Consider the following 11,890-nt stretch of genomic DNA (forward strand, 5'->3'; position numbering starts at 1 on the left):
AAACCTCATTCAAGTTAAAAAGAATGAGGTTTTTTTTGTGTAAAAACGGAATATGATAATTATCATTTTAATTTTAACAATTCCGTACTACATTTGATTATCGAAAAATAATGTTTTCTATGAAAAACTCAATCCTACAAAAATACAATGTACCTGGGCCAAGATACACGAGCTATCCAACAGTCCCATATTGGGATGAGTCTGATTTCACTTATCAAAACTGGATTGACACTTTAAAAAGGTCTTTTACAGAAAGCAATTCGGAGGAAGGATTAAGTTTATACATCCATTTGCCGTTTTGCGAAAGCATGTGTACTTTTTGTGGTTGTAACAAACGGATTACAAAAAACCACGATGTAGAACATCCATATATAGAAGCGATTTTGAAAGAATGGGCCATATATTGCAACATTCTTGAAGAAAAACCTATCATCAAAGAAATTCACTTGGGTGGTGGGACGCCTACTTTCTTCTCTACCAAAAACTTAGAGAATTTAATAAATGGCATTTTCTGCTATGCTGAAAAAGCGAAAGATCACGAATTTAGTTTCGAAGGTCATCCTAATAATACGACCCGTGCCCATTTGCAGAAACTGTATGATTTAGGGTTTAGAAGAGTCAGTTTTGGTGTTCAAGACTATTCTGAAAAAGTTCAAAAAGCGATTAATCGTTTACAACCCTTCCATAATGTAGCAAAAGTTACCTTTTGGGCTAAGGAAATAGGTTATACTTCTATAGGTCACGATATTATTTTTGGATTACCATTTCAGGAAATTGATGATATAATTGATACGATCGAAAAAACCAATTCTTTGCAACCAGATCGATTGGCTTTTTACAGTTATGCTCACGTGCCGTGGATAAAAGGAAACGGTCAACGCGGCTTCAATGATGAAGATATTCCTAAGGACGAAACGAAACGTAAACTTTATGAAGTGGGTAAAGATTTGCTTTTCGAAAATGAATATTATGAAATAGGAATGGATCATTTTGCCTTAAAAAGCGATAGTTTGTATGAGGCTTTCGAAAAAGGGAAACTACACCGTAATTTTATGGGGTATAGTTCGTCTAAAACCCAACTGATGATAGGCCTTGGCGTTTCTTCTATTAGCGACAGTTGGTACAGTTTTGCCCAAAACGTAAAAGAATTAGAAGATTATTATAAACTTTTGAAAGCTGATAAATTACCGATTTTCAGAGGCCATTTATTGACTGAGGAAGACCTCATCATCCGAAGACATATTTTGAACTTGATGTGCCATTTTGAAACTTCTTGGGAAGACAAAGCGCTTTATTTTGCAGAAGCTCATGAAATTCTAATTCAATTGAAAGAAATGGAAAATGATGGATTGGTCATTATCGAAAAAAATGGTATTAAAGTTACGAATGCAGGAAAACCTTTTGTACGCAACATTTGTATGGCATTTGACTTGCGCTTGAAAAGAAAAGCACCTGAAACCAAATTATTTTCGATGACAATTTAATAGAATTAAATATCCAAAAAAAATCACGCCAAATAAGCGTGATTTTTTTGCTTTTATCTTCGTAATATTGAATATATTTCATCTTTTAAATGAAGAATTTTTACTTTTAATTCTTTCAAATGCACATCGGTAGTAACTACTTCTTCTGATTTTATTAAGGATACATCATGCTTGACTTTCCGGTATTCTTCGAATAACGCTGCAAAATGATCATTTTCGTTTATTAATTTCTCAATTTTTTCCTGAACATCAGGAGACACGTGCAGCAAATCTTGGTTTTCCATAATTATATAAGAATTAATTAATAATTAATGACAATTTGGACTTGATTGAACGAACAAACTCATATCTGAAGGTGATATGTAAGGAATGCCAAGTCCTAATCCCCTAAAGATAAACAATATTCCGATAACAATCGCAACAAACGGAATGATTTTTTGAATTTTATTTCGCACAGGAATCGTTAAAAATGAGTTGATATACACGACACTGCTCATCACAGGAACGGTTCCTAACCCAAATAAAATCATATATAAAACGCCGTAAAACTCGTTTTGCATTGCTATGGCGCCAAATAAGGCAACATAAACCATTCCGCAAGGTAGAAAACCATTCAGTAAACCAATAGTAAATAAGGATTTATAACTCTTGCTTTTGAACTGACTTCCTAAAGTTGTCTTGATTTTTGAAATCAATTTGAAAACAGGTTTCGAAAAATTGTATTTGGCAAAAACTTTGTCTGGAATTAGAATAATGACAATCATTGCAACACCAATAAAAACAGACATTTTTTGTTGCAATCCGGCAAAATATAATCCTCTTCCTAGCAATCCAAAAATTAAACCAATCGTAGCATAAGCCGTCAACCGACCGATATGATACGTCAGGATTTGAGTACCCTTTTTAGCTTGATTCTCTCTATCTACAGGCAACATCATAGCAATCGGGCCACACATTCCGATGCAATGGAAACTACTGATTAAACCGAAGATGAAAGCTGTTAGAAGCATTTTTAAGGGGGAAGTTAGAAGTTGGGAGTTTTGGGTAATAAATATTTTTACTAAACAATTCTCTCGTATTTAATTTTTTTATTCTTTTCTTTTTACTTGATATAAATTGTTTCTTTAGTGAGATATTGTTTCCCTTCATATTGCCATTCCATATTAATGTCCCAGCGGCCTCCTAAAAGCTTTTCTTTGGCTATATTCAAAGTAGAATTAGATAACGAAATAGGAACAATGAAATCAAATTTTTTGTCTGATGGACGGTAAAAAGATACTTTCCCTTTAATTTCTTTTGGAACAAATACATCTGGAAAAACGACAGTAATTCCTTCGTTAGTACTTGATATAATAGGTTTTTGTGGTAAATCTTGAGCGTTTTGAATCCGAATCATTTCATCTCCAAATTTTGCATCGTGCTTATAATACTCTTCAACAACCAATTCGTTGTCATATTTTGAATTAGATTGTACACTAAAAACAAAATATAAAATAAACGAGATAAATAATGCAAAAGCGATTACGATTCCTGTCCCCCAATTAATCCCCTTAGCCCCCGAAGGGGGAACTCCAGAAGGAGTGTTTTGTTTGTTCGAAATCTGATTTTCCATTTTTTATAAATTTATTTTTTTCTCAATAATAATTCCCCTTTCGGGGGTTAGGGGGATTTAATCAAAACTTCTCGGACTTAAAAAATTAGTCTGGCTTGTTTCAATTTTTTTATTTCCCTCATATACTTCAATTTCCAATTTTGTTTTGTCTGATTCTAGCAAATATTCGTTAATTTCTATAAACAAAGTACCGCTTTTCATTCCTTGTTTGGGTACTTTTAAATCTTGTTCGCCTACTACTTTTAAAGTCCCTTTAATACCAACCAATTTGAAATGTATATTATTGAAATCATTATTGGTTTTATTGATCACCTTAAAAGTATAAATATTGCTTATATTGTCTCCTTTGTGTTGAAACAGTTGGCCAGGTAATCTTAAAATAACAGCTTCAACATCGGTTCGCAAAAATAATAATCCAGCTAATATACCTATCAAAATAAACAAGACAGCCGAATAACCTTTCATTCTGGCGGTAAATTTGAAGGTAGCATTTTTTTCGATTTCATCTTCCGAAGCATATCGAATGAGTCCTTTTGGCAAACCAACACCTTCCATTATCGTATCACATTCATCGATACAAGCCGTGCAATTGATACATTCTAACTGAGTTCCGTTTCGAATATCTATTCCTGTTGGGCAAACATGAACACATTGTTTGCAATCAATGCAATCTCCCTTTCCAGATGCTGCTCTATCTTCTTGTTTGTTGAATTTTGCTCTACCAATTTCTTTTTCTCCTCGAACAAAATCATAGGCTACATTGATGGATTTGTCATCTAATAAAACGCCTTGCAATCTTCCGTAGGGACAAGCAATTATACATACTTGTTCCCTAAACCAAGCAAAAATAAAATAAAAAATACCTGTAAAGATAAACAATGAAATTAAGGTACTGATGTGATTTTCTGGCCCTTCAGAAATCATTTTAAGCAATTCGTCACTACTGATAAGGTAGGCCAGAAAAACATTGGCAATAAAAAAGGAAATTATCAAAAAGAGGAACCATTTTATAGCTTTTTTTCTTATTTTTTCAGCATTCCATTCTTGTTTTTCTAAACGAATTTGTGCGCCTCGATCGCCTTCAATCCAGTATTCGATTCTCCGAAAAACCATTTCCAAAAATATGGTTTGTGGGCAAATCCATCCGCAAAATATACGCCCAAATTTAACAGTAAAAAGAATGACGAAAACAACGCCTACAATCATCGAAACAACAAACAAGTAAAAATCTTGTGGCCAAAACGGAAATCCAAAAATATTAAATCTTCTTTCTAGAACGTTAAACATCATAAACTGATTGCCATTAATCTTTACAAAAGGATTAGCAACCAAAATAATAAGTAGAAAATAACTAACCCACTTTCGATAATCGTAAAATTTTCCCGAAGGCTTTTTAGGAAAAATAAATTTTCTGTTTCCTTCCTCATCAATCGTTCCGATGGTATCTCTGAAAGCTTCGTCTGGTAAATTTGACATTGTTAAAATTTTAAAATTTATAATTATAAAATTAAAGATCTGAATTCGTTTGCTTTGAAACTTAGGTTACATTACTTTGAAAAGTAGTGATTTTATTTTTATAAAACTGCTTGTGTTATAATACAGTTTCATTCTTTTTACAAAACATCCATTCTATTAAAGTTAAATTATATTTCTAAATAATGATACAAAAAACAAATCCTGAAATAATTCAGGATCTGCTAACTTTATATTTATCATTTAATATTATTTGACCTTTGTACTGTCAGTTGCGACAGAAGTCGCTGTGGCAATTGCAGCATTTGAATCTACCCAAATTTCTCCTTCTGGTGCTTTTGGATCTTTTGGTTTTGAGCCTTTCAATGATAACACATAACTGGCAACTTCTTGCATTTGTTTCGGTTTCAAAGTTCCTTTCCAGGAAATCATTCCTTTACCGTCTCGTCCACCATTAACAAGAGTATGAAAAACATTTTTGATTCCACCACCCAAAATCCATTGATCATCGGTTAAGTTTGGCCCAATTTGTCCACCTGCATCAGCTCTGTGACAAGCCACACAATTGGTAGTAAAAATGGCTTTTCCAGCGGCTAAATTTGCAGCATCTGTCAATAAAGTAACTGTATTTTCATCCATCAAATCTGGGGCTGTTTTTTTGTATTCAGCAATATCAATTTGGGCTTGAGCCATTTCTTTTTTCAATTCCATTTCTTGGTTATCCGCCCCCATTATTTCAAATCGAACTAAATATACCAGAGAAAAAACGATACAAGCATAAAACAAATATACCCACCAAGGCGGTAAATTGTTGTCTAACTCTTTGATGCCATCATAATCATGGTGGAGCAATATTTCTCCTTCATCCTCATTTTGTCTTGGTTTGATCAAGAAATTTACAACACTTTTGTAAATGGCACTATCCTTAAAACCTAAATCATTTACTTCATCTAATTTGGCTTTTTGCTCTTCGGTCAATAAGTGATACGTTATGCTATCGACTGCATTTATGGTAACTTCTATCGCTATCAGCAAGAATAGGAATACTAATAGAAAGAGAGACACCATAGGGAATTTTATAAATGCTGGTTTGTCTCCAGAGTCGATAAAATATTCCATTGCAGCAAAAACAGCAAAGAAAATAATAAGAACTCTTAAATATGCTGGGATTAATTTTTTCATTTTATATCGGTTTTGAAAATTATATGGTATGATCGTCGTCTAATGGAATTTGGCTCATTTCGGTGATTTTTTCTTTATTATATGAAAAAACCCAAATTCCAAGTCCTACAAAAAAGCCAAAGAAGATTAATAACGAAAGTATTGGATACACCGCAACTCCTGCGATGGTCTCCATATTGTGTTTTATTTGTTCGAACATAATTACTTTATTTTTTTACCTTAATATCAGTTCCCAATCTTTGTATGTATGCGATTAACGCCACTATTTCTCTTTCGTTCATTGGAACAAATTTTTCTCCTCTAGCCTCTGCTTTTTTCTTGCTGTTGTCGTAACTATTCACAAAGTCAGGATCATTTTTCAAGCTTTCTTCTATCCTCACTGCTTGGGTTCTCAAATCCTTTTCGGCATTGGCAACTTGAGCCTCTGTGTACGGAACACCAAGAGTAACCATAACTTCCATTTTCTTTTGAAGGGTAGAATTATCCATAGCTTCGTTATCAAACAACCATTTGTACCCCGGCATAATGGAGCCTGCCGAAATGCTTTGTGGATTCCAGAAGTGATTAAAATGCCAGTTGTCATTATATTTTCCACCTTCACGCAACAAATCTGGACCGGTTCGCTTAGAACCCCAAAGAAATGGGTGGTCGTAAACAAATTCTCCAGCTTTGGATTGAGGCCCATAACGTTCCACTTCGCTTCGGAAAGGACGTACCATTTGAGAGTGACAACCCACGCATCCTTCACGAATGTATAAATCACGACCTTGTAATTCTAATGGTGAATAAGGTTTTACACTAGCAATAGTAGGAATATTTGATTTCACCATTATCGTTGGAACAATTTGAATTACTCCACCGATAAGAATTGCAATAACCGCAAAAATGGTCAATTGAATCGGTTTTCTTTCTAACCAAGCATGGTATTTTTCGCCTTTAATTCTTCCTGGTGTAATTTTTTGCAATGCAGGAGCTTCAGCTAATTCATCTTCGATGGTTTCTCCCGCTCTTACGGTTTGAATGATGTTATAAACCAAAACCAACATTCCTGTAAGATATAATGTTCCACCAATGGCTCTCATCCAATACATTGGCATAATTTGAGTTACCGTTTCAAGGAAGTTTCCATAAGTCAAGGTTCCGTCAGGGTTAAATTGTTTCCACATTGAAGCTTGCAAAAAACCGGCAACATACATTGGAAGTGTATAAAGTATAATTCCCAAAGTCCCGATCCAGAAGTGGAAATTGGCTAATTTAATTGAATATAAAGCAGTTTTAGTCATTCTTGGTATCAACCAATAAATAATACCGAAAGCCATAAATCCGTTCCAAGCCAATGCTCCAACGTGAACGTGTGCAATAATCCAATCGGTGAAATGCGCAATGGCATTTACATTTTTTAGAGACAACATTGGTCCTTCAAAAGTAGCCATACCATAACCTGTAATCGCCACAACGAAGAATTTCAAGACTGGATCAACACGTACTTTATCCCAAACTCCTCTCAATGTCAAAAGTCCGTTTATCATACCTCCCCAAGATGGAGCAATCAACATAATGGAGAAAACTACTCCTAAATTTTGAGCCCAAGTTGGTAAAGCCGAATACAATAAATGGTGCGGTCCTGCCCAGATATACAAAAATATTAATGACCAGAAGTGAACAATGGATAATCTATAAGAATAAACAGGACGATTCGCTACTTTTGGAACAAAGTAATACATCAATCCTAAAAATGGAGTAGTCAAGAAAAATGCAACTGCATTATGACCGTACCACCATTGAACCAAGGCATCTTGAACACCTGCATAAACAGAGTAACTTTTCATTCCGCTTACGGGCAATGCTAAACTATTGAAAATATGCAAAACCGCTACAGTCACGAAAGTGGCAATATAAAACCAAATCGCAACATATAAATGACGCTCTCTTCTTTTTAAAATTGTACCAATCATATTGATACCAAAAGCTACCCAAATTAAGGCAATTGCAATATCTATTGGCCATTCTAATTCAGCATACTCTTTGGAAGTGCTATAACCCAATGGCAACGAAACAGCTGCTGCAACAATAATTAATTGCCAACCCCAAAAATTCAAGTTGCTTAAAAAATCACTGAACATTCTGGCTTTAAGTAATCGCTGTAACGAATAATAAATTCCGGCAAACATTGCATTCCCAACAAAGGCAAAAATCACCGCATTGGTATGTAAAGGTCTCAATCTGCCATAACTCAGCCACGAAATACCGTCTGTGATGTTTGGGAAAAGAAACATAGTGGCCAAAATAAGCCCCACCAACATCCCTACAACACCAAAAACGATGGTTGCATAAATGAATTTCTTTACAATTTTGTTGTCATAATAAAACTGTTGCATTTCCATAAATAGTTATTTATTAATTGGTTTAAAAAATTAAGGTTTAGGATTTTTTTTAGTAATTTGAATAACGTCATCACTTGCTTTCTTGATAAGTTCGTCGTCAAAAAGCATTCGAACTGATGGGGTGTAATCGTCATCGTATTGTCCTTTTTTTACTGCTCTTATAAAAGCTAAAAAGAAAAATACAGCCACAACAATACTGATTGAAATAAGTAAATAAATAACACTCATAAAAATAAAATTAGTTAGCAAATATACTTTATCGATTTTTCTCAAATTATGACAATTATCATATTTTAGGTTTTTATCAAATTTACGATAAAAAAAAACAATTAATTAATCTAATTTACCCTTTTCGCATAAAAATTACTAGCGATTGTTACGAAACTAACAATTGTCACAGTACTCAAAGGCATAATTATAGCAGCTACTAACGGCAACAGATTTCCAGTTATTGCAAATGATAATCCCACAATATTATATAGAATTGATAATGCAAAACTCATCTTTATAGTTGTTATTGATTTCTTAGACAATTTCAGAAAATAATTCATTTTATTAAATTCATTCGCATCTAAAATGGCATCACAAGCTGGCGAAAAAACATTAACATTTTCTGAAATCGAAATACCTATATTACTTTGCGCTAAAGCTCCTGCATCATTTAGACCATCTCCTACCATCATCACATTTCTTCCTTCTTCTTGTAATTTTTTAATAAATTCCAGCTTTTGCTCTGGCTTTTGATTAAAAATTAATTCGGTGTTTTTTGGCAGAATATTTTCTAAAGATGTACGTTCCCCTTCGTTATCTCCAGATAATACTTTGATTTTATAATCGACACTTAATTTTTCAAAAAGCTCAGCTAAACCCTCTCTGTAATGATTATTGAAAATGTATTTGCCATAATAGATTTCATTTATTTTGATATGAACTGATGTCCTCTCCCCGACTCTCTCCAAAGGAGAGGGAGCCGAAACTTGCAAATGGGAATTTTGTACAATAAATTTATAAGACCCTATTTGAATCAAATTCCCCTCAATGGTAGCTTGAATTCCCTTTCCAGTAATTTCTTTAAAATCGTTGATTTTTAACCTTTTGCATTCTGGCAAAAAATCATATAACATTCGACTCAATGGATGATTCGAGGCCCGTAGGACATTTTTTATGAGTGTTCTATTTTCATCGTTGATTCCCGTTTTTGACTCCCCAACTTCGGAGGGGTTGGGGGAGGAATAAGAAATATTTGCTTTTTTATTGGTGGTAATTGTTCCTGTTTTGTCAAAAACTATAGTATCAACTTTAGCTAATTGCTCGATAACCAATGCGTTTTTGAGGTAAAATTTTTTTTTGCCAAAAATTCGCAAAACATTACCCATCGTGAACGGAGCTGACAATGCTAATGCACAAGGGCAAGCTACAATCAACACAGCGGTAAATACATTAAAAGCAATATTAGCATCAATAAAAACCCAATAGCCAAATCCAGCAAAAGCAATTATCAACAGAATTGGTGTAAAATAATGACTTATAGTATCGGTGATGGATTTGTATTTTTGTTCTACATTTTTCTGAAAAACATCGTTACTCCAAAGTTGCGTTAAATAACTTTGTGAAACCGAATGCAAAACTTCCATTTCAATCACTTTTCCTATCTGTTTTCCGCCAGCAAAAACCTTATCGCCCGATTTTTTAGTGATAGGAATGGCTTCTCCTGTTACAAAACTATAATCAATTTCGGCTTTGTCAGAGATTAAAATACCATCGACAGGAATTAATTCTTGATTTCTAATTAAAAGACGATTTCCTTTTTCGATATCATATATGGGAACACTTTCCTCTGAAAAATCAGTGTTGATTTTCGTGATTGCGATTGGAAAATAAGATTTAAAATCCCTTTCGAAACTCAAAAAACTATAGGTTTTGATTTGGAACATTTTACCCAAAAGCATAAAGAAAATCAAACCCGTCAAGCTATCGAAAAAACCAGAGCCATAATCCATCACGATATCAAAAGTACTTCGGATAAAGAAAATAATAATTCCCAAAGCAATTGGAATATCGATATTCAACATTCCTGATTTGATACTTTTATAAGCTGAAACATAGTAACCACTGGCAGAATACAAAAATGAAGGCAATGACAAAACAAAAATTAACCAACGGAAAAAAGGTTTATAAGTGTCCAGCCAAAATTCCTTGACCTCAAAATATTCAGGAAAAGAAAGCAGCATAATATTGCCAAAACAAAAGAAAGCCAATCCTAGTTTATAAGTCAAACTTCTATCGACATTGTTTTTGCCTGTTTCATAATTTTCTAAACTGATGTAGGGTTCATAACCAATCGAGCTTAATAAATGCACAATTGTTTTTAGTGAAGTAACCTCAGGATTATAAGTAATTCGGACTTTTTTCTCAGGAAAATTAACTTGCGAAGTGCTAATGCCTTTTTGCAATTTGTGAAGATTTTCGAGAATCCAAATACACGAACTACAATGAATATGCGGAATACTTAAGGAAACAATAGCCGTTTTATGTTCTTGAAATTCTAAAAGTTTTGATACAATACTTTCATTTTCTAAAAAATCGTATTTACCTTTTATATCAAGAGGTGTTGCTCCAGGAGATTTTTCGAAATCATAATAGCAAGACATATCATTGAGACTAAAAATTTCGTACACGGTTTTGCAACCATTGCAACAAAATTTTTTTTCATCGAAGACAATTTGGTCCTCTTTTACAACATCCAACCCACAGTGGAAACAGGATTCTAACTCCATATACTTATCTGTTTTTACAAGTAACAAATATAATGGGTGAAAAAATTAATAATATGATAATTATCATATTATTTTGTAGATTTGTAAAACTCAAATAATATTTTAGTATATGGGCAAATGTGAACAGTGTATCGTTAGAGAATTTAGCTCTTTGAAAGCGCTTAATAAAGATGAGTTAATCAAGCTCGCCGAGTGTAAAACCTCTCATACTATAAAAAAAGGAAATCCTATCTTTGAAGAGGGAGATATTGTAAATGGAGTATATTGTATTACTACTGGCACTTGCAAATTGTCAAAATTGAGTGCAAACGGAAAAGACCAAATCATAAAACTAGTAAAAGCTGGTGAATTACTCGGGCAACGTTCAATGATTAGTGATGAACCCGCAAATTTGAGTGCAGTAGCTCTCGAAGACATGGAAGTTTGCTTTATACCTAAAAGTGAAGTCCTGAGTATGTTTGATAATAACAATCAGTTTTCAATGAATATGATGAAAACTATTTGTGGCGATTTGAAAGATGCTGACGAACACATGATTTCTATTTCACAAAAAACTGTCAAAGAACGTCTCGCTGAAACACTTGTATATCTTCAAGAGACTTTTGGTAAAAATGAAGACGGATCACTACACATTCAATTATCTCGCGAAGAATTAGCTGGAATGATTGGTACTGCCACTGAAAGTTGTATTCGATTGCTTTCCGATTTTAATAAAATTGGATTGATTGGATTGATTGGTAAAAAAATAATCATAAAAGATATTGCAAAACTGAAGAGAATTGCAGATATAGTTTAAATCATTTTATAATTTTTTAGATTTACTCATAGATTTTCAATTACAATTTTTTGGCTTCATTCCAAAATTGAAATATTTGAAAATCATAGATTTTCAATTACAATTTTTTGGCTTCATTCCAAAATTGAAATATTTGAAAATCATAGATTTTCAATTACAATTTTTTGGCTTCATTCCAAAAT

11 protein-coding genes are annotated in these 11,890 nt (G+C 33.4%); 2 read left to right on the forward strand and 9 right to left on the reverse strand.

Going from position 1 to position 11,890, the window contains the following annotated elements; genetic code table 11:
- Nucleotides 1-119: 119 nt before the first annotated feature.
- A complete protein-coding gene (gene hemN, locus FNW17_RS13415) occupies nucleotides 120-1,484 on the forward strand; it encodes an oxygen-independent coproporphyrinogen III oxidase (RefSeq protein ID WP_144071898.1) in 1,365 nt (454 codons plus the stop codon).
- 53 nt (nucleotides 1,485-1,537) lie between these two features.
- Here the strand turns inward: hemN and FNW17_RS13420 are convergent, their stop codons facing one another.
- The 9 genes from FNW17_RS13420 to FNW17_RS13460 form a co-directional block, all read right to left on the reverse strand.
- Complete coding sequence (locus tag FNW17_RS13420; RefSeq protein ID WP_126563266.1) at nucleotides 1,538-1,768, reverse strand: YdcH family protein; 231 nt, start codon at nucleotides 1,766-1,768, stop codon at nucleotides 1,538-1,540.
- Between the two features lie 24 nt (nucleotides 1,769-1,792).
- Nucleotides 1,793-2,494: a sulfite exporter TauE/SafE family protein gene (locus tag FNW17_RS13425; RefSeq protein WP_143390768.1), complete on the reverse strand. Its 702-nt coding sequence runs from the start codon at nucleotides 2,492-2,494 to the stop codon at nucleotides 1,793-1,795.
- 92 nt (nucleotides 2,495-2,586) lie between these two features.
- Nucleotides 2,587-3,096, reverse strand: a complete 510-nt coding sequence (locus FNW17_RS13430; protein WP_144071899.1) for a FixH family protein — start codon at nucleotides 3,094-3,096, stop codon at nucleotides 2,587-2,589.
- A 57-nt stretch (nucleotides 3,097-3,153) separates the two neighbouring features.
- Nucleotides 3,154-4,572 (reverse strand): cytochrome c oxidase accessory protein CcoG, encoded by a 1,419-nt coding sequence (gene ccoG, locus FNW17_RS13435; RefSeq protein WP_144071900.1) that lies wholly within the window; start codon nucleotides 4,570-4,572, stop codon nucleotides 3,154-3,156.
- A 246-nt stretch (nucleotides 4,573-4,818) separates the two neighbouring features.
- Nucleotides 4,819-5,751, reverse strand: coding sequence for a cbb3-type cytochrome c oxidase N-terminal domain-containing protein (locus FNW17_RS13440; RefSeq protein WP_143390765.1), 933 nt, complete (start codon nucleotides 5,749-5,751; stop codon nucleotides 4,819-4,821).
- 19 nt (nucleotides 5,752-5,770) lie between these two features.
- Nucleotides 5,771-5,950, reverse strand: a complete 180-nt coding sequence (locus tag FNW17_RS13445) for a cbb3-type cytochrome oxidase subunit 3 (protein ID WP_143390764.1) — start codon at nucleotides 5,948-5,950, stop codon at nucleotides 5,771-5,773.
- Between the two features lie 7 nt (nucleotides 5,951-5,957).
- A complete protein-coding gene (ccoN, locus tag FNW17_RS13450) occupies nucleotides 5,958-8,135 on the reverse strand; it encodes a cytochrome-c oxidase, cbb3-type subunit I (protein WP_144071901.1) in 2,178 nt (725 codons plus the stop codon).
- A 30-nt stretch (nucleotides 8,136-8,165) separates the two neighbouring features.
- Nucleotides 8,166-8,363 carry a cbb3-type cytochrome oxidase assembly protein CcoS gene (gene ccoS / locus FNW17_RS13455; protein WP_143390762.1) on the reverse strand — a complete coding sequence of 66 codons (198 nt, stop codon included), beginning with the start codon at nucleotides 8,361-8,363 and terminating at the stop codon, nucleotides 8,166-8,168.
- 110 nt (nucleotides 8,364-8,473) lie between these two features.
- Nucleotides 8,474-10,912 (reverse strand): heavy metal translocating P-type ATPase metal-binding domain-containing protein, encoded by a 2,439-nt coding sequence (locus FNW17_RS13460; protein WP_144071902.1) that lies wholly within the window; start codon nucleotides 10,910-10,912, stop codon nucleotides 8,474-8,476.
- A 109-nt stretch (nucleotides 10,913-11,021) separates the two neighbouring features.
- Here FNW17_RS13460 and FNW17_RS13465 point away from each other — a divergent pair, with 109 nt between their 5' ends.
- A complete protein-coding gene (locus FNW17_RS13465) occupies nucleotides 11,022-11,708 on the forward strand; it encodes a Crp/Fnr family transcriptional regulator (protein WP_144071903.1) in 687 nt (228 codons plus the stop codon).
- Nucleotides 11,709-11,890: the final 182 nt, after the last annotated feature.

This window comes from Flavobacterium franklandianum, from assembly GCF_007097365.1.
GTDB lineage: Bacteria > Bacteroidota > Bacteroidia > Flavobacteriales > Flavobacteriaceae > Flavobacterium > Flavobacterium franklandianum.